This is a genomic window from Mucilaginibacter sp. 3215 (genome assembly GCF_050433785.1).
Lineage (GTDB): Bacteria > Bacteroidota > Bacteroidia > Sphingobacteriales > Sphingobacteriaceae > Mucilaginibacter.
Genome location: NZ_JBNPWO010000029.1, coordinates 20719 through 38670, shown reverse-complemented (window position 1 = coordinate 38670; position 17952 = coordinate 20719). Strand labels below are relative to the sequence as shown.

Genomic DNA, 17952 nt, shown 5'->3' with positions numbered 1-17952 from the left:
TTATACGATAATTTAAACAGGTTTGTTGTTACTGTTGCCAACAGTAATAATTGCCGTTGCAAAAAGCCGTCCAATTCCCCGGCAAGTTCGGGCGCTTGCTTTTAAATCGGGCCAAAGTTTAAGCAAGGGCACCAGTATTTTATGACTTGAGCAAATCCGGAACGAAAGCTGAGCGGCCTAAACGCCATTAAAAAATCCGATTTTCTGCTGTGCAAAAAGCTGGGCTTTAAAAGTATCAGGCCTCCTATGGCTTTTACTTCCTTTTGGCCTTAAAACAACAGCGCGGCTATTTACCTAATGTGAATAAAGTTGCTAAGCGATGCAATATTTATTGAGTTGAGGCTGGTGACAGATTATCATTATGGCAGGTTAGGCGACAATAATTATCTCACAGAAACACCGCAACAAATGATTTGTGCGTAAAATTAACTAAAAGGTATAAAAACGCAGATTATAGTAACTTGTTTTTTGGGAATTATAATGAGCTGCCCCATATTAACCCCAAACTGTGGAAAGTTGCCGCGTATAATATTGTTACGCTTATCCGTAGAATTGATAAACAACGAACCCTGATTGTAAGTGCATCAAACTATACAGTATCTATGAGCTAAGCAGGTTGGTAAGGCTGGCCGATAAAAATATGTTTACCGTTTTCACTTTTACGAGCCTTTCTTTTTTATTCGCCAGGGTGCAAGCCGGGTAGGCAACCAGGTTTCAACCATCGGGGTATCATTTCCATACAATGCGGAAAATTTTCCTGCACTTAATCCAAAAGCAAAAAAACACCCCCGGCGAAAGTAATTACCGGAGTTAGCTGCGCGATGACAACGAACAATTTATAAAGGATAAACTGCAAATTGTAAAAACGGGCCCCGAAATATGATGTGCTCATCATTTGCGGTGCGTAAGGCGTTTAAAACAAATATGCCGATGCAGATAGTCGCTGCCGTTATAATAAGTCTGTACGCAAGGGTTTAAAAGAGCTTGATATCACTGGCATGCTTTGGGAATTTAACGGTAGTTTTTCGCTGTTTAATGGCAAGCCGGCGATGGAAAATTTACCCTTGTGTAGGAAAGACGCAATTAGCGCTGTACAGTGAAATTTTAAAACATAATGTTACAATTTTAGTTACCTTTGCTGATTAATATACCTGTTTTATGGAATTTTTTGTAGAAAAGCGCAGAGAAGTAATGGTGCACATTGAAAAGTTCATGTTAGAAAAAATACATGAATATTTAAAGCCCATTGATACTATCTGGCAGCCATCTGATTTTTTGCCCGATTCTTCAAGAGAGTCGTTTTTTAGCGAGATTAAAGAACTACAGGAAAGTGCCGCAGGGTTATCTTATGACCTGATTGCCGTTTTAATTGGCGATACCATTACCGAAGAGGCTTTGCCAACTTATGAATCGTGGTTAACCATGGTGCAGGGTGTATCAGATGATGAAGAAGGAGGCTGGATGCGTTGGACACGCCATTGGACAGGCGAAGAAAACCGTCACGGCGATTTGCTTAACAAATACCTATACCTGTCGGGCCGCGTTAATATGCGCATGATGGAAATCTCCACCCAATACCTGATAGCCGATGGTTTTGACATCGGTACCGGTCATGATCCTTACCGTAACTTTATATATACCTCTTTCCAGGAGCTGGCAACCAATGTATCGCACCGTCGTGTAGCCTCGCAGGCAAAAAAATACGGCGATCCGCTGCTTTCAAAAATGTGTGGTGTTATCGCATCTGATGAAGCCCGCCATGCTAAAGCTTACAAATACTTTATCGAAAAAATATTTGAGGTAGATCCAAGCGAGGCTATGGTAGCTTTTGAGGATATGATGCGTAAAAAGATTGTAATGCCTGCCCACTTCCTGCGCGAGGTTGGTTTAAAGGTTGGTCAAACTTTTGGTCACTTCACCGATGCCGCACAGCGTTTGGGTATTTATACCGCTATCGACTATGTGGATATCCTGAAAGAGCTTTTGACCGACTGGCACATCGAAAGTATCACAGGTTTGGACGAAGCCGGCGAAAAGGCCCGCGATTACGTGGTAAACCTTCCGGCCCGCTTACTGCGTGTAGCCGAGCGCATGAAAAACCCAATGCTGGAGTATAAGTTTACCTGGATTAACGGTTGATTTTAGCTTAAAGCGGAAAGTCGAAGGCTTAAAGCTTTGCTTTGCAATCGGGTTTGGTAAGCTTCTTTTTCATAGCTTTCTGCTTTAAGCTTTTAGCTTCTTTCCTATAGCTTTCGGCTTTAAGCCTTCGGCTTATTAATGGCTTTTAGCTTTCTTCCCGTTCTATCTTATACCCCGGTTTTTTATATCCATCGGCAACGTAGTTTTCGGGGATCTGGATGTGGCTTCCATCGCGTACAGCTGTAAAATGCGGCGACATGATCTCCATGCCGGCTTCATTAAATTTATCCTGTATGTTTTGATACAATACCGAATAGATCATGGCCATTTTGCCTGGCTGATCGGTATAAGCATTTATCTGGTAACTCACATTAAAATCATTCAAAGCGGTTTGCAGTACAAACGGTTTTGGGTTGGCAAGAATGCCTTCTGTTGCTTCAGCCGCGCTGATGAGCAGGTTATGAATGGTTTCCCAGGGGGCATCGTAACCAATAGTAACACTGGTATTCAGTATCAAACCCAAAGTTTTTGATGATGAAGTATAGTTAACCGTAGCACCGCTTAAAATGGTAGCGTTGGGCACGGTTACATCTTCGTTTTTAATGGTACGCACACGGGTAACCAGCAGGTTTTTCTCAATCACATCGCCCATAATTTCGCCAACTTTGATGCGGTCGCCAATTTTAAAGGGGCGCATATAGGTAAGCACAATGCCCGATACCATATTGGCAATAGCCGAGGAGGAACCTAACGAAAATAATACGCCTATAAACACGGTAACCCCCTGGAACACTTTAGACTGCGATCCCGGCAAGTAAGGAAATATCACCACAAACATAAACGCGTACATCAGTACCCGGATGATATTGTAAGTTGGGATGGCCCATTCAGGGTAAAAGCCTTTTAAAGCGATAGCCCCGTTTGCTATTTCGGTAGCTATAAATTTTACCAGTTTTACAATGTAGCGGGTAACCAGGTAAATAACTGTTATGGTAAGCAGGTTGGGTATAAAACGGACAATGGCCAGCAGGATACTTTTCAACGGGTTAACCACAAAGCCGATCAACTGTGTGGCGATAGGCTGCGAGGAAGGGAAAATATAAAACAATACCGGTAAGGCCAGGTAAACCAGCAACAGGATAATGAACAGGCGCGCAATATTTATCAGTCCACTGATAAACGGAAGTAGCCGCGAGGCATAGGCTATTGGAGCTCCTTTTTCTGCCAGCTTTTTAACACGGTTTTCCCATCCCAGTATAATTTTAAGTTTTATCCACCTAAAACCTTTATTAACAATCCAGATCAGCACAATAAGCAGTATAATAACCGCGACTGCCTCAAGTACGTTTGTAATTAGTTGTTTAGGGCTGTTGCTTTCAAAAACGTTGCCGAGCTTATTTTTTAATATAGACAGATAGCTTGCTGCCAGCTGCGGCCGGTTCAGTTCGGAGTAAGAGGCATCGGTATTATTAACCCCCATGATCATCTGGCCGTTGTAAGTTATTACCGATATGGACGTATCGTTTTTAAGCGTTAACGAATCCGGGTTAAAATCTATTCGGCTCATCAGGGCCTTAATGCGTTGGGTAACAATCCCGGCGCGCTCTTTAGGATCAAACAATCCCTGCGGGGCATAAAATTTAACCAGGGTATCCCGGTTAATGATCACCGGTTCGCCTTTTTGTTCAGGGAGTTTTTGTGCCTGTGTAGTAAATGCAGCAAACAGAAAAAGGATGAGCAGGCTATAAATTTTAGGCATAGGGATGTTTTTCTGTTAAAGCTAAAAAATATTTGGCGGAAATAAGAAGCTGTTTAAAGTGGGTGAATATCGTTTACAGATAGATAAAACTTCATTGCCGTTGGTTTTAACCAACGGAATAATGAGTAGCGGTAGAGGGCTTCAGCCTAAATCCGCTTGCCTAACTGGGGCTAAAGCCAGGACTTTTTAGCTTTTTTACCGTTTGGTTAAAACCAACGGCAATGAATATTTTGCATTTTTAAGCTGTGTATTGCTTAGGACTATCTCCTGCTTAACAAAGGAAACAGAAACCATATTTTTTGCGAACGAAGTAACCGCACATGAATAGCGCATTGTATAACAAGCGATTACTTCGTCGTCTCTCTTTTTAACGTATGATTCTTCGGTAAATCAAAACTTTTTACCCTTCCTGCACCAGATCGGTTCCCAAATTACCGGCAATTTTGCTGAACAGATCGTTCAGGATCGATTCGACGGTGAGCGAATTTACGTCATCAACATAATGTTCATTCCGGGTGATCCAAAGTTCGTTACCGTTAATCGCGATGCTGAACAGGGCGCCTTCATAAACAGCAGGCAACGAAATTTCAACCGCCCCGCCTTTGCGCTCAACGGTGAAATTTAATTCGCTTTTTCGTTGCTCATGAAACAGCGGGTTAAGTTTTTCGTGCAGTAACTGGTATAACTGGTTGATGTCGGTATTGGTATGGAGGGTGATGATTTTCATAATTTGGTATATTAGCGATGTATTAATTAGTACAAAGTTGAAGGAGGGATTGTTTGGAAAGTATTTTCCCGGATGGTTTTATAAATTCTTAAAATCAACGGTGTCATTGCCAACAGGGTGGTGCGGGGGCCGCGTTAGGGATTGCAGTGTAAAGCCCGCAGCGCGTATAGGGATTGTGGGCGGGAAAAGCGAGGACTTGCAACGGAAAGCCCGGGCCGCAGGCAACGCCCATGTTATAAAAAAAGAATAAAAATACACACTTAATATCAATGACTACAATCCGGTCATTATAAGCGATAGCGCGGGAACCGCGTAGCTATGCTCAGCCAACCTTGTAAATTGTACATGTAGGTTACACGATTGCCGCGCTTCGCCAATGACATATTTTAAAACGTTACACAAAACATTACCATATATGAACTACAAATTATTAGGCCGCTCGGGCCTTAAAGTTTCTGAATTATGCCTGGGCACTATGGGCTTCGGTACCGAAGGCGGCTGGGGCGCCGAAAAAGATGCCAGCTTTGCCATTATGGATGCCTTTGCCAATGCTGGCGGCAATTTTATTGATACCGCCAATGTGTATAAACTGGGTACAAGCGAGAAGATTATTGGCGAATACCTGGGCAATCATGACCGCGATTATTTTGTGCTGGCTACCAAGTACACGCTCAAAGATAATACCACCAATCCTAATGCATCGGGCAATAACCGCAAAAACATGATGCGGAGCGTGGAAGAAAGCCTTAAACGCCTCAAAACTGATTTTATTGACGTGCTGTACCTGCACATCTGGGATAATATTACACCTATTGATGAGGTGCTGCGCGGGCTGGACGACCTGATAAAACAGGGCAAAGTAACCTATGCCGCTATCAGTGATACGCCCGCGTGGGTAGTATCAAAAGGGAATACCCTTGCCGAGCTGATGGGCTGGAGCCAGTTCATTGCCTTACAGGTGGAGTACAGCCTGCTGGCCCGGACTGCCGAGCGGGAGCTGATCCCGATGGCAAAACATTATGGCATGACGGTTACCCCATGGGCCCCGTTGGCAGGTGGTGCATTAACCGGCAAATACCTGCGCGGCGAACCGGGACGTGTAAAACCGGAAAGTAACCGCCGTAACGACAGGGCTAAAACTATTACTGAAGTGGTTGTTGGCATCGCCGCTGAATTAGGGGTATCCGAAAGTCATGTTGCCCTGCAATGGATGATGGACAGGGATTTTAGCTGTATCCCCATTGTGGGCGCTACCAAAATTGACCAGCTAAACGATAACCTCAAAGCCATCGACACCAAATTAACCCCTGAGCATTTTAAAAAGCTGAATGAAGTAAGCGCTATTGAATTAGGTTTCCCCGGCGATTTTTTTAATGAGGATGCCGTGAAAATGAACAGTTTCGGTGGGTTTTATGACAGGGTTGAAAAAAGGTAGCGCTCATTTCATTTATATATTTTTTGATGTAAATTTAGGCGGGAACAATAAGAAAGAGCCCGCCTAAACTTTATGAAAAAATTCCTCATTCTGCTATTTATCTTATCGGTAGCTTTTACAAGATCACATGCCCAGGAGTTGGTTCCCGATGCTCAGTTCTCAACACTCATCGGCTTTTTAAATGAGGAGAACTGGCCTGAGGCCGCCAAACTATCCGAAGCTATTTTAAAGAAAATTCCCGGAAACAAGCAAGACGATGATGCACCGGCTGTTATCAGGTACATGCATATTATATCCGAGGCCGGTTTAAAGTACATGGGTAAATTAACCAAAACTGAGGCATTGAAAAATGTTTCGGGTTATATCGGTCATACTATTTTTTCCCCATCCCGATATACTTCGCTGAAATATGGGCTTAACCGCATTGTAAGTTCTGATAATAAAACGGATACACTCGCCTCATCCTGCACCAACAGGAAGGGAACAGATTTATATACTTCTGAAAGTATAGTGCCAGCCCATCCCGTTACTATAGACGAGTTTAAAAGTTATGATGGTAAATTATTCAGGATAGGCGGGGTGTTAAAATCAATATCGGTGACCGGGAATATGATGCCGCATTTTAATATAGTAATAGATAAGGCCATATTAGAACCCGGTGATAAGCAGTAAAAATGGGTAAGTGATCCCGGTTCGTTTTTGGGCACATCAACATGTATCCCGGACAGGGTACTTTAATCAAACCGCTTCAAATAATTTTTACTGATCAGCTCGCCATACATGATCCCGCTGTGCTGGTCCATAGCAAACCAGGGTGAATCATATTTTAGCACCTGGATATTTTGGGCCGGCATAAAACTTTGCGCTAACAAAAACTGCTTTTGATGAGCGGCATTTTCTACAACATCGAGCACAATAAAACAATGCCCGGGCGAGCCGCCGCGGATAAACACGTCACCTGGCTTAACGTCACTGGGGTTAGTTACGGTTTTTAATTCTTTTTGCAGAGATAAGGTACCTGCATAGCTAAACACCAGGTTCATGTAATTTAAGAATGTTTTGTATGAATAATCAGGTTTGGCTTTTAATACCCAACGATCATTTTTGTAGCGATAGCCCTTGGCATAATGAGCATAGTCGCATTTAAAACCACTGGTAAAGTTGAAAGAAATTTCGCTGTATTTTTTTTGCTGATAGAGGTATTCGGCACGGAGGCGCATCACCGCGTCGGCACATTGTTGCAGGTCCTGGTTGCCCACGCTCATATCAATAACCGCAGCGGTGTAAACATCGGTACGGGCAATATCGCCTCTATAAGTTTTGGTTGGTGTGCCTGCCGGCTTTAAAGGTAAAGCCTGCAGCCATGCCCCAAAACTGCCGGGCGACGCTGTTATACGCTGATAGCCTGCCGGTACCGCGAATCTTTTAATCACGTTATCTGGAGGAGCAATGTTAATATTCAAAAGCAAGAGCAGGCAGGTGATCAGGATTTTCATAACGTTTTGGCTTTTTTTAGCTGTTCATAAGGGTTATAAGGTACAGGGATGCCCTCTGCCAGTTTAAATGCCGAAAAATGGAGGTGGGTAGGCGAACGTTTTTTGTAGGCGTTATAGCCGCTGCGGCCTACTTCGGCTATTTTTTGGCCTTGCGTAACGTAGTCACCCGGTTTTACGAAAATCTGGTTATTGTGCGCATAGTACGTAAAAATATGAGTTGCCGGATGATAGATCCAGATAAATTTGCCTCCCCGCATATTGCTGTTGGGTTCCCATTGATTGGTACAGGCTATTACCCAGCCGTCATCTACACTAACTACCTCAACAGGCTTACTGGTACGGTCATCGATACAATCCTGGTTTTTATCATTAATAAAAATGTCATGTGCAGGATGGGCGCCATGCTTGTTGCCGTCAAGGTAACGGTATCCTTTATCAAAATAACCATTACCATGTGTACCGCCTATGACGTTGCTTTTATAGCCCTTTAAGGGGAATACCCATTGCGTTTTTGGAATGATCCGCTCGGCACGGATCATTTCCAGTATGTTAATTCGTTTTAACAGGGTTTCAAATTGCTTTTGAGCTTCCGGTTTTTTGACACCACCGTTTAAAACCAGGTTATTAAAATCATTGAATTTGGTAAACGCAGAAGTGTCGGCCTGAGCTAAAGCCCCGGTGCTTATCAACAGAAAAGAAAAAAACAGGACAAGTTTTTGCATAAGGTTTGTGGTCAGTAAGTAGTTTCAAGATTTCAACGCGTCATTGCGAGGAACGAAGCAATCCCCGATTAGCAGATCCGCTCTGTATAGTTCGCGATTATTAATATCTATAATTTGTTTTTTATAGGTATTAATGAGCTCCCTTCGCTCGGTTGTCTTCGTTCCTTATAATGACGTGATTGTAAGTTATTGATTATTAAGTGTATTTTTTTCGATCGGTTGTATAACATGGGCGTTGCCTGCGGCCCGGGCTTTCCGTTGCAAGTCCTCGCCTTTCCTGCCCGCAACTTCTCTACACGCTGCGGGCTTTACACTGCAATCCCTAACGCGGCCCACGCGCAACACCGCTAAAATATATTTTACATGTCATTAGGTTTTTTTCAGGGCTTCCCTGATGGTTACTCGCAATGACGATTCTTAATTTTATGCTTTTGATATTAACTAATAAGTCGCCAAAATATTATCCTATCCGGATATCATATTTGTTAAGCAATCCTGGTAAGCCATGAAGCGAGAACTTTGCTTTTTTGATGATGTTATCATCCGGATCGATGATGAAGTTATAGGATGTGCTCAGGTCGGCGTTTTTAAGGATGGTACGACTGAAGAAAGCGTTTTTAAGATTACAGTTAATGAATTTACAATCGCTCAGGTCGGCCTCGGTCAAGTCGGTTTCCATCATGGAACAATCGGCGTAGGTAGCCTTCTTGTTCTTCTTTTTATAAAATACGGCATTGTCTAAAATACAATCCTCAAAATGTACCTCGAACAAAAAGTCGTTAGCCTTGCCAAAGTTTACGCCGCTTATTTTGCAGTGCTTAAAACGAATGTTCTGCAAACCGGTATTGCCTAATTCGGCAAGGAGCAGGTTGCAGGTATCAAACAGGCAATCAACAAAAGTGATCCCCGCAAACCGGGCGTGGGAAAAATCGCAGCTGATGAATTTGCAGTTTTCGTAAGTGGTGCCGGTGAGTTGACCGGCGGTTATTTTGGTAAAAGTTTGATCTTCGTAGAGTAGGGATTGCATAGGGGCAAATGTAAAAGGTTAAAGGGAATGGGATGGTTTCCGGTCTCTTTAAATTAAATGAAAATGATCAACCACCATGCTTACCGGATTTGCATGGCGTACAAGATTTCTGTTTCGCACCTGCGCGCAACCTTGCTCGCTCACTGACAAATCATTGTTTTGTTAATTACAACCCTTTATAACAAAAGAAGGGCATGTTATATTTCCATTCGGCAGTGATACCGGGATCCTGTGCCATGATGATATCGCGCAGGGCAAGAAGACAACTGTGATTTGGTTCATCTTTGGTTAAGTAGAATGTGTCGATTTGGGAGAGCTGCATAAACTCTCAATTCGGTAATTCTCGATAGATTTTGCCGTTAAGTTGGCACCCCCCTTTTGCGTGTTTAGGATGCAATTTATCAATGGTTGGATCGTTAGGGTCAATATTAAATTTAGGCTTCCCCCATTGTTTAAAGAAAAAAGGAACAGAATTTCCTTCACAATTGACTCTAATTGATTCTATCCATTCGTACTTTAGTGGCCGTGCGCCATGGCCCGATTCTCCACCGACTATGACCCAATTTATACCTTCAAGGGTCAAATCAGCTACAGGTCCAAGTAATGGTTCAATAGACAAAAATCTTGTTTTCGCTGGCACTTTCTGTAGGTCGTCAACACGGTAAAGATATTTATCATTTTCAACAGACACCCCCATCCAAATATTAGGCGTCCAATTTAGCTGATTAGCAACCTTCAATAATCTATCTGATCTTTTGGTTAAAACCTGATATATATGTTGAGGAGTCTGATTCATCACTAAAAATACCGCTTTAATATAATCTAATGGGATTTCATCGTGAAATAAATCGCTCATAGAGTTTACAAAAACCACTTTGGGTCTTTTCCAAGTGAATGGAATATTTAAAGATTCAGGATGTGTTTTAATAACTTTAAAGCCGTCTTTATATTTTTCTTGCCCCATTGCTTTTAAGCGCCTGGTCATCACTTCTGCATAACAGAATTTACATCCGGGACTAATCTTTTTACAACCAGTAACCGGATTCCAAGTTAATTCTGTCCATTCAATACTTGATTCAGCCATATGCAAAAATACTAAAAAATTTAGTTAAAATAATGCCTGCTGATCCCCAGTATATTGTTTTCTTATAATATTCCAAAATTTATTACCCAACGGATTTTTAGAGAAAAATGCCAAATGATATAATAAAACATTTTTATTATTATGTTTATATCGGACATCGTGAAAATCTGCGACTTGAGTATAACCAAGCTTTATCATATTACTCTTGTATCTTTTACTTAAAAATTGCGTAAAAGATTGATTCTTCATATCTGCATCACCAGAAAAGTCACTGCGCCAACTCGAATCGTTTAAAAATAAGGAAATTGTATCGTTAGATGGGCTTTGATATTTTTTTTCATTACGAGTCGCAGCCATTCCCGTTGCTATCAACATTAACATGTCTAATTGATAAGCTCCTAATCGTGCCACCGTATTGAAATGTATACCCAGGTTAAAGGGGTCGATAAAACAAAAATTTAATACTGTATTATTAACAGAATATCGAGGTATATTTTTGATTATCTCGTCGATCTTCTCATTACAACTTCCTTGTATGAATACTGATTTAGCTCTTTCCTTCGGAAAATCTCGTTCTATTCGTTTCTCTAAGGATGCTATTAAATCTTTATCTTCTTCACAAAAAATATACTTATCAAAGTGAATTGGGGTAGATAAAGCTATCAATGCCCCTGATTTAATAATTTTCCCCGTCGACTTAATCTTACAATAGCCACTCGAAGCGAAAAGATCTATGTAAACCAGATTGCCCCACTTATCCCGCATCGATTTTGTAAACAATTCAGCATAATATCCCAAGAGATTGTATTTTTCTTTTCCCCATTCTCCAACTTCAGGTATCGTTAGGCCATCATCCTCAACCTCTTGTATTGGGTTGTATTTATAATTGTTCATTAGGTTAATATTGTGATATCGGTTATTAGTCAATATTAATAATAAATATTCAATTTATAAAACTCCTTTTTTGCACCCAATTCACTCATTTAATATGTTTCCTCCACCATTATTTTGACATTCGCCTACCCAACCTTCCCCTGCAAAATCCCTATCTTTGCGGCAACATAAATTATCATCTATGCTTAAAGGATTTTTTAATGTTCCGGCACCGGTAAATGAGCCCGTTTTAAATTACGGTCCGCGGAGTTTGGAGCGTGTGGCGCTTAAGGCAGCTTTAGAAGCCGGTCGTGCCCAACAATTAGATATACCTATGTACATTGGCGGCAAGGAAGTACGTACCAACACCAAGTTGGAAATTCGTCCGCCGCATGATCATAAACATTTGCTGGCTACCTTCAGCGAAGGTGATGCAAGCCACGTTACCGCAGCGATTGATGCTGCCCTCGCAGCTAAAGCCGACTGGGAAAACCTGGCCTGGGAACAACGTGCTGCCATATTTCTGAAAGCTGCCGAACTGATTGCCGGCCCATACCGTGCCGAAATCAACGCAGCCACCATGCTTGGTCAGTCAAAGAACGCTTACCAGGCCGAGATCGATTCGGCTTGTGAGTTGATCGACTTCCTGCGTTTCAACGTGGAGTACATGACCGAGATTTACAAACAACAGCCGCCGGTATCAGGCAAAGGTGTTTGGAACCGTGTGGAACAACGTCCCTTAGAAGGGTTCGTGTTTGCATTAACACCGTTTAACTTTACTGCTATTGCCGGTAACCTGCCTGCATCTGCAGCCATGATGGGCAATGTAGTGGTTTGGAAACCTGCTTATACGCAAATCTACGCTGCTAACGTGATCATGAAGATTTTTAAAGAAGCCGGCGTACCTGATGGCGTTATTAACCTGATTTATGTTGATGGCCCTGTTGCAGGCGAAGTGATCTTTAACCACCCTGATTTCGCAGGGATCCACTTCACCGGTTCAACCAAAGTATTCCAGAACATCTGGCAAACTATTGGCACCAACATCCACAAATACAAAACATATCCGCGCATTGTAGGCGAAACCGGTGGTAAAGATTTTGTACTTGCCCACCCGAGTGCCAATGCCGATGTAGTAAGTACTGCCCTTGTTCGCGGCGCTTTTGAATACCAGGGACAAAAATGTTCGGCTGCTTCAAGGGCTTATATCCCGGCTTCATTGTGGCCTGCGGTAAAAGCAAACATGCAGCGCGACATTACTTCGTTTAAAATTGGCCCGGTAGAAGATTTTGAAAACTTCATCAATGCCGTGATCACCGAAGTATCGTTTGATAAACTGGCCAAATACATTGACGCTGCTAAAGCCGACGAAGGTGTTGAAATTGTTGCCGGTGGCAACTACGATAAAAGCAAAGGCTGGTTCATTGAGCCAACTGTGCTAAAAGTTGAAGACCCGTATTACGTAACCATGTGCGAGGAGCTTTTTGGCCCGGTACTAACCGTATATGTTTACGAAGATGATAAATTTGATGAGATCCTTGAGGTTGTAGATAAAACTTCCATCTACGCGCTTACAGGCTCGATTATCTCGCAGGACAGGTATGCTATTGAAAAAGCTACCACCCGTTTACGCAACGCGGCAGGTAACTTTTACATTAATGATAAACCTACAGGTGCGGTAGTTGGTCAGCAGCCATTTGGCGGCGCCAGGGGATCGGGCACTAACGATAAAGCCGGATCGATGATCAACCTGCTTCGCTGGGTATCGCCACGCACCATCAAAGAAACCTTTGATCCGCCAAAGGATTACAGGTACCCGTTTTTGGCGAAGGAAGTGTAGTTGAGAAGAGAGTCAAGAAACCAAGATTCAAGAGACAAGAAGAAGCTGGTTTAAGAACCTTTAGGTCATAGCTTAGAAATAAAAAGAGTCGAAGATCGGAAATGTTAAAACCCGATTTTTCGACTCTTTCTTGTTTTCTTATAAGCTATTGAATCTTCCGGTCTTGATTCCTGACTCTTGACTTCTTGAATCTATATTCTCGATTCCTGACTCTTGACCTCTTGCTTCTATTCTCACTTGAACTTAAACACAGCATCCATATTTTCATTGCTGGATGTGCTTACTTTCATATCGTTGATAAGGCCGGTGCTGAGGCTGTAAACCCAGCCGTGTACCGCAAGTTCCTGGCCGTTTTTCCAGGCATTTTGCACGATAGATGTTTTGCAAAGGTTGTTCACGTTTTCTATCACATTCAGTTCAACCAGGCGGTTACTGCGCTCAGTTTCATCGGTAATAGCATCAAGCTCATCGGCATGTAACCGGTAAACGTCTTTAATGTGGCGCAGCCAGTTATCAATCAGGCCGAATTGGTTGTTACTCATAGCGGCATTAACACCACCACAACCGTAGTGACCGGTTACAATTACGTGTTTTACTTTCAATACGTTCACGGCATAGTCAAGCACGCTCAGCATGTTCATGTCCGAGTGAATAACCATGTTGGCAATGTTACGGTGCACAAAGATCTCGCCCGGGGCGGTATTGGTGATCTGGTTGGCAGGCACGCGACTGTCGGCGCAGCCTATCCAAAGTATAGGGGGCTTTTGCCCGTTAGCCAGTTTATCAAAATATTGCGGATCTTCGGCTAAAGCACCTTCAATAAATTTTTTGTTTCCTTCCAGTAAGCCTTCGTAGGTGATATGACTGGTATCATGAATTTGAGCACACATATATTTAAAAAATTGATGTTTTAAGATGCGGTTTGACGTTTTCTGCCCGATGCAAACATACGGCTAAGTTTATGCAAAGCAAGCGGCGAAATATCATAATACATAATGGTGAGCAAAATAACGGGGATAAAATAAAAAATGGCAAACTCATACAGGTTAAAAAAGTATCCGCCTGCCAGTGCACCAAACAGGTAAAAGCCAAGCACCGTAAACCTGATCAGTATTTTATTACCGGCGGCTTCCGTATTTTTGGTACGCGGATGGAACCATTCGGCCACCTCACTGCCCAGGTCTGTAAATAAACCGGTTAAATGACTCGATTTGATCAGTCCGCCCGAGATATTGGAAACCAGGCTGTTCTGCAATCCCATCGAAAACAAAATAGCGCTGATCACAATTTCGCGCTCCATCTGTGTTTCCCGGTAAAAATTATGCCCGTAAATGGCAACTCCCAGTAAAATAACAGCTTCAATTACCATTGGGGTGGAGTTTGCCCGCCACCTGCTTTTATCATCAAATGAACGTACAATAAAACTGGATACAAAAGCCCCGGCAAAGAACATCAGCAGCCAAATTAAAAAGATGATCATCTGGCGGTAGTTTTGTTCAATAATGTGTTTGGCGAGGTTAGCCACATGCCCGGTAATATTTGAGGTAAAAGCCAAAAAAGCCAGCATGCCCGCCACATTGGTAACGCCTGCTACAAATGCCGTGGATGAGGCCAGCATCAGGTTTTCTTTAAGGGTACGTTGTTCTTTTATTGTTTTGAGCATAGATATTTCACGGCAGGGGTTCAGTTACAATTTACAAAACCTTAACCAAGTTTATATAAGCTTGTTTGATGCAACGGATAATATTTTAACAAGATTGGGAATAAATATAAAAATTGTCATTTCGACGAACAATGTGCAGGGGAAAAGCGAGAGGAGTGAGGAGAAATCTTCTACGTGAGGCATGTTGAACTATGCAAGTTGGTTTTGCAGGGCGTAGAAGATTTCTCTTTCGCCCCTGCGCTCAATTCCCGCGCTGCTCTCTCGAAATGACAATTTTTACTAAAGGGTTTGGGTGGGGCTGGCAAAAAAAATCCCGGCCACTTCCTAAGAGCCGGGATCAACTTAACAATCAAACCTCCCTACGCCCCTTACAGCGTCGGAAGCACTGATCAAATTATATTTTAGTGTGCAGCTACAGCTTCAACGTCAAGCTCGTATACGTAGCCTAAATTATGCGGACTGCTGCTGCTTACTTTAAGATCCTTCACCAATCCGCTGCCCAGGTCAATTACCCAACCGTGTACTTCAAGGTCATGGCGTTCTTTCCACGCGTTTTGGATAATGGTGGTTTTACACAGGTTATATACCTGCTCGGTAACGTTAAGCTCAACCAGGCGGTTAACTTTCGTAGTTTCGTCAGTTATACGGTCTAATTCATGGCTGTGTAAGCGATAAACATCTTTAATATGGCGCAGCCAGTTATCAATTAAGCCAAATTGTTTGCTGCTCATAGCAGCGGCAACACCGCCGCAACCATAGTGCCCGGCAACAATAACATGTTTTACTTTTAGTACGTTAACGGCATAGTCAAGTACGCTCAGCATGTTCATGTCCGAGTGTACGCATACGTTGGCAATATTGCGGTGCACAAACACTTCGCCGGGTTTGGTACCGGTAACTTCATTAGCCGGAACACGACTGTCTGAGCAGCCTATCCACAGTACTTCAGGGCTCTGACCTTTGGCCAGGTTCTTAAAATACTCACCATCCTCGGCAAGTTTACGCTCAACCCAGGCGGCGTTGTTTTTAATTAAAGTACTGTAACTGCTTGACTGGGCCAGTTTAATATTGTTTGTATCTATTACGGCTTTGCCGTTTGTTTTTTCTTGTGTTGACATTGTTTTTCGATTTTTTAGTTAGGGTTATAAACCAGTTCTTTTAAGGGAGGTACATCGTACTTGTCCTTTACTTCGTTCAGTTGCACAATAATGCCCTTGGTATAGGCATTGTGCTTGTAATTGTGGATGATCTCCAGCACATCCGGATCGATGTACCTTGAGTTCGCTCCGTCGATCACCACTTCGGCGCCTTGTGGCAAGCTGGTAAGCGTTACTTGTATGGCAGCCTTGTTCAGGAAGGATACTTCCTCGGCCAGCTTAATCTTAATAACTTTTTTGCTGCCATTTTTTTCAATGTGATAGAAGTAGGGATTACGCAGGTTTGTACGCAGAATATAAAAGATCCCCACCAGCATACCTATGCCTACACCAATAAGCAAATCGGTCATAACAACGGCCACAATGGTAACTACGAAAGGGATAAACTGGCTCAAGCCCTGGTGCCACATGTGCTTGAAAAGGCTTATCCGGGCCAGTTTATACCCAGTCATAAGCAGGATCGCTGCCAAACACGACAGCGGGATATGGTTAATTAAAGACGGTATCGCCAGTAAAGCAACCAGTAACAATATACCATGCAGTATGGCGCTCACTTTAGTGCGGGCACCGGCATTTACGTTTGCCGACGAACGCACAATTACTGCCGTCATGGGTAAGCCACCAAGCATACCGCTAACGATATTGGCCGTTCCCTGTGCAAGCAGTTCGCGGTTAGTGGGCGAGATACGTTTGATAGGATCTATTTTATCTACAGCCTCCAGGCTCAGCAGTGTTTCTAAACTGGCAACCACCGCAATGGTGAAAGCCGTTATCCAAACCTGCTTGTTGCCTATCTGGCTAAAATCTGCCGATTTAAACAGTGCAAAAAATTCGGCACTGCTGTTCACCAGCGGTATGCGTACAAACTGCTTATCAAGCAAGGCGAAGCTTGTGCCGTTAAAGGCCAGGCTTAAACCTATCCCGGCCAGCACCACCAGCAATGGCGCCGGAACAACAGCCAGCTTTTTAAACTTAGGCCAGTAAATCATGAATGCCAGGGATACCACGCTGATGATCACCGCGCCATAATTGATCCGGGCAAAAGCCCTCGTTATACCTGAAAAGGTATTGTGTTCATCAATCTGGCTGAAGCCCTCATCTCCCTCAAAATCGGCATCATAGCCAACCGCGTGCGGAAACTGCTTCATGATCAAAATAATACCTATCGCTGCCAGCATCCCCTCAATAACCGATGACGGGAAGTAATTGGCAATGGTGCCGGCTTTAACAATTCCAAGTATGATCTGGAAGACACCCGCCAGTACCAGGGCCATTAAAAAGGTTTCGTAAGCGCCAAGTGTAGTAATGGCATTAAGTACAATTACCGTTAAACCGGCCGCAGGACCGGCCACACTCAGTTGCGAGCCGCTAAGCGTACCTACTACTATGCCGCCAATAATGCCTGTTAATACGCCTGCGAAGAGCGGCGCGCCTGATGCCAGCGCTATACCTAAACATAGCGGCAAAGCCACCAGGAATACAACGACACTTGAAGGAATATCCCTTTTTAAATTTTTGGGCAGAAAATATTTTTTTAGGTTGAGATTGCCCATAGCAGCCTCACCTTGCTTGATTTGCATAAGAATGAAAGATTGAGTAAAACTTTAAAATGAATTAAATAGCATTGCTATCCGGATAGGGAAGTATCCGGTTAATCATTTTAAACGTTGGGTGGCGGCGTGGGGACCACAGGGTGATATACCTGCTTATATAAGGCGTTTTCCTGGTTATGGAGAACTTTGGTTTCGGTAATAAATGTGATGAAGTTTATGGTATGAAGATCATACTCATCAAAGATTTTTTTCTCCTTCACAAGGTCTTTCTCGGGGCTGTCTTTTTCAGTTTTGCTTTCCTGCTCCAGCTGAAGGATCACCGCGCTTACCGTTTTATTATCAAGATATAAAAAAACAGGTGCAAGCGAAATGCCCATCTTTATTACAAAGACGGTCATGAACAGCGCCACTACCCATATTTTATTATTCCTGATCTTCATCAACACAAATATATAAAAATCCGTTATTAAACCACCA

The 17952-nt window shown here is 43.0% G+C and carries 17 protein-coding genes and 1 pseudogene; 5 read left to right on the top strand and 13 right to left on the bottom strand.

Going from position 1 to position 17952, the window contains the following annotated elements; translation table 11 throughout:
• Window positions 1-410: 410 nt before the first annotated feature.
• Window positions 411-611: pseudogene (locus ABIC84_RS26725) on the top strand (cellulase family glycosylhydrolase); the annotation flags it as partial.
• Between the two features lie 547 nt (window positions 612-1158).
• Window positions 1159-2139 carry an acyl-ACP desaturase gene (locus ABIC84_RS26720; protein ID WP_090534280.1) on the top strand — a complete coding sequence of 327 codons (981 nt, stop codon included), beginning with the start codon at window positions 1159-1161 and terminating at the stop codon, window positions 2137-2139.
• Window positions 2140-2284: 145 nt separating this feature from the next.
• Here the strand turns inward: ABIC84_RS26720 and ABIC84_RS26715 are convergent, their stop codons facing one another.
• Together ABIC84_RS26715 and ABIC84_RS26710 are read right to left on the bottom strand one after the other, a co-directional pair.
• Entirely contained in the window at window positions 2285-3898 is a 1614-nt protein-coding gene (locus tag ABIC84_RS26715; protein ID WP_429265537.1) for a mechanosensitive ion channel family protein, read from the bottom strand.
• Between the two features lie 400 nt (window positions 3899-4298).
• On the bottom strand, window positions 4299-4625 hold the full coding sequence (locus tag ABIC84_RS26710) for a hypothetical protein (protein ID WP_413323133.1): 327 nt from the start codon (window positions 4623-4625) through the stop codon (window positions 4299-4301).
• A 415-nt stretch (window positions 4626-5040) separates the two neighbouring features.
• On the opposite strand from ABIC84_RS26710, the gene ABIC84_RS26705 reads away from it, so the two are divergent.
• Both ABIC84_RS26705 and ABIC84_RS26700 read left to right on the top strand, forming a co-directional pair.
• Entirely contained in the window at window positions 5041-6060 is a 1020-nt protein-coding gene (locus tag ABIC84_RS26705; RefSeq protein WP_429265536.1) for an aldo/keto reductase, read from the top strand.
• A gap of 72 nt (window positions 6061-6132) precedes the next feature.
• Window positions 6133-6732: a hypothetical protein gene (locus ABIC84_RS26700; RefSeq protein WP_429265535.1), complete on the top strand. Its 600-nt coding sequence runs from the start codon at window positions 6133-6135 to the stop codon at window positions 6730-6732.
• A gap of 62 nt (window positions 6733-6794) precedes the next feature.
• On the opposite strand, the gene ABIC84_RS26695 is transcribed toward ABIC84_RS26700, so the two are convergent.
• The 6 genes from ABIC84_RS26695 to tcmP form a co-directional block, all read right to left on the bottom strand.
• Entirely contained in the window at window positions 6795-7556 is a 762-nt protein-coding gene (locus ABIC84_RS26695) for a DUF4846 domain-containing protein (protein WP_429265534.1), read from the bottom strand.
• Window positions 7553-8278, bottom strand: coding sequence for a M23 family metallopeptidase (locus ABIC84_RS26690; RefSeq protein ID WP_429265533.1), 726 nt, complete (start codon window positions 8276-8278; stop codon window positions 7553-7555). The genes ABIC84_RS26695 and ABIC84_RS26690 overlap by 4 nt, the downstream gene beginning before the upstream one ends.
• Before the next feature lie 460 nt (window positions 8279-8738).
• Window positions 8739-9305: a pentapeptide repeat-containing protein gene (locus ABIC84_RS26685; RefSeq protein ID WP_429265532.1), complete on the bottom strand. Its 567-nt coding sequence runs from the start codon at window positions 9303-9305 to the stop codon at window positions 8739-8741.
• A 166-nt stretch (window positions 9306-9471) separates the two neighbouring features.
• Window positions 9472-9627 (bottom strand): DUF1801 domain-containing protein, encoded by a 156-nt coding sequence (locus ABIC84_RS26680; protein ID WP_429265531.1) that lies wholly within the window; start codon window positions 9625-9627, stop codon window positions 9472-9474.
• A gap of 6 nt (window positions 9628-9633) precedes the next feature.
• Window positions 9634-10389, bottom strand: coding sequence for a DUF5131 family protein (locus tag ABIC84_RS26675; protein WP_429265530.1), 756 nt, complete (start codon window positions 10387-10389; stop codon window positions 9634-9636).
• A 24-nt stretch (window positions 10390-10413) separates the two neighbouring features.
• The gene (gene tcmP / locus ABIC84_RS26670) at window positions 10414-11283 is read right to left on the bottom strand and encodes a three-Cys-motif partner protein TcmP (RefSeq protein WP_429265529.1); all 870 of its coding nucleotides are present in this window, start codon (window positions 11281-11283) and stop codon (window positions 10414-10416) included.
• Between the two features lie 181 nt (window positions 11284-11464).
• On the opposite strand from tcmP, the gene pruA reads away from it, so the two are divergent.
• On the top strand, window positions 11465-13102 hold the full coding sequence (gene pruA / locus ABIC84_RS26665) for an L-glutamate gamma-semialdehyde dehydrogenase (RefSeq protein WP_429265528.1): 1638 nt from the start codon (window positions 11465-11467) through the stop codon (window positions 13100-13102).
• Between the two features lie 233 nt (window positions 13103-13335).
• Here pruA and can (ABIC84_RS26660) read toward each other — a convergent pair whose 3' ends face one another.
• The 5 genes from can (ABIC84_RS26660) to ABIC84_RS26640 form a co-directional block, all read right to left on the bottom strand.
• Window positions 13336-13992 (bottom strand): carbonate dehydratase, encoded by a 657-nt coding sequence (can, locus tag ABIC84_RS26660; RefSeq protein ID WP_354486450.1) that lies wholly within the window; start codon window positions 13990-13992, stop codon window positions 13336-13338.
• Between the two features lie 20 nt (window positions 13993-14012).
• Window positions 14013-14765: a YoaK family protein gene (locus ABIC84_RS26655; protein WP_426581826.1), complete on the bottom strand. Its 753-nt coding sequence runs from the start codon at window positions 14763-14765 to the stop codon at window positions 14013-14015.
• A gap of 401 nt (window positions 14766-15166) precedes the next feature.
• A complete protein-coding gene (gene can, locus ABIC84_RS26650) occupies window positions 15167-15883 on the bottom strand; it encodes a carbonate dehydratase (RefSeq protein WP_090534255.1) in 717 nt (238 codons plus the stop codon).
• A 14-nt stretch (window positions 15884-15897) separates the two neighbouring features.
• Window positions 15898-17502 (bottom strand): SulP family inorganic anion transporter, encoded by a 1605-nt coding sequence (locus ABIC84_RS26645; protein WP_426581824.1) that lies wholly within the window; start codon window positions 17500-17502, stop codon window positions 15898-15900.
• Between the two features lie 80 nt (window positions 17503-17582).
• Window positions 17583-17915 (bottom strand): hypothetical protein, encoded by a 333-nt coding sequence (locus tag ABIC84_RS26640; protein WP_321557268.1) that lies wholly within the window; start codon window positions 17913-17915, stop codon window positions 17583-17585.
• Window positions 17916-17952 lie beyond the last annotated feature (37 nt).

Excerpts from the sequence above, each read along its gene's own strand:
- ABIC84_RS26720 (WP_090534280.1), top strand. The coding sequence starts at position 1,159 with ATGGAATTTTTTGTAGAAAAGCGCAGAGAAGTAATGGTGCACATTGAA.
- ABIC84_RS26715 (WP_429265537.1), bottom strand. The coding sequence starts at position 3,898 with ATGCCTAAAATTTATAGCCTGCTCATCCTTTTTCTGTTTGCTGCATTT.
- ABIC84_RS26710 (WP_413323133.1), bottom strand. The coding sequence starts at position 4,625 with ATGAAAATCATCACCCTCCATACCAATACCGACATCAACCAGTTATAC.
- ABIC84_RS26705 (WP_429265536.1), top strand. The coding sequence starts at position 5,041 with ATGAACTACAAATTATTAGGCCGCTCGGGCCTTAAAGTTTCTGAATTA.
- ABIC84_RS26700 (WP_429265535.1), top strand. The coding sequence starts at position 6,133 with ATGAAAAAATTCCTCATTCTGCTATTTATCTTATCGGTAGCTTTTACA.
- ABIC84_RS26695 (WP_429265534.1), bottom strand. The coding sequence starts at position 7,556 with ATGAAAATCCTGATCACCTGCCTGCTCTTGCTTTTGAATATTAACATT.
- ABIC84_RS26690 (WP_429265533.1), bottom strand. The coding sequence starts at position 8,278 with ATGCAAAAACTTGTCCTGTTTTTTTCTTTTCTGTTGATAAGCACCGGG.
- ABIC84_RS26685 (WP_429265532.1), bottom strand. The coding sequence starts at position 9,305 with ATGCAATCCCTACTCTACGAAGATCAAACTTTTACCAAAATAACCGCC.
- ABIC84_RS26680 (WP_429265531.1), bottom strand. The coding sequence starts at position 9,627 with ATGCAGCTCTCCCAAATCGACACATTCTACTTAACCAAAGATGAACCA.
- ABIC84_RS26675 (WP_429265530.1), bottom strand. The coding sequence starts at position 10,389 with ATGGCTGAATCAAGTATTGAATGGACAGAATTAACTTGGAATCCGGTT.
- tcmP (WP_429265529.1), bottom strand. The coding sequence starts at position 11,283 with ATGAACAATTATAAATACAACCCAATACAAGAGGTTGAGGATGATGGC.
- pruA (WP_429265528.1), top strand. The coding sequence starts at position 11,465 with ATGCTTAAAGGATTTTTTAATGTTCCGGCACCGGTAAATGAGCCCGTT.
- can (WP_354486450.1), bottom strand. The coding sequence starts at position 13,992 with ATGTGTGCTCAAATTCATGATACCAGTCATATCACCTACGAAGGCTTA.
- ABIC84_RS26655 (WP_426581826.1), bottom strand. The coding sequence starts at position 14,765 with ATGCTCAAAACAATAAAAGAACAACGTACCCTTAAAGAAAACCTGATG.
- can (WP_090534255.1), bottom strand. The coding sequence starts at position 15,883 with ATGTCAACACAAGAAAAAACAAACGGCAAAGCCGTAATAGATACAAAC.
- ABIC84_RS26645 (WP_426581824.1), bottom strand. The coding sequence starts at position 17,502 with ATGCAAATCAAGCAAGGTGAGGCTGCTATGGGCAATCTCAACCTAAAA.
- ABIC84_RS26640 (WP_321557268.1), bottom strand. The coding sequence starts at position 17,915 with ATGAAGATCAGGAATAATAAAATATGGGTAGTGGCGCTGTTCATGACC.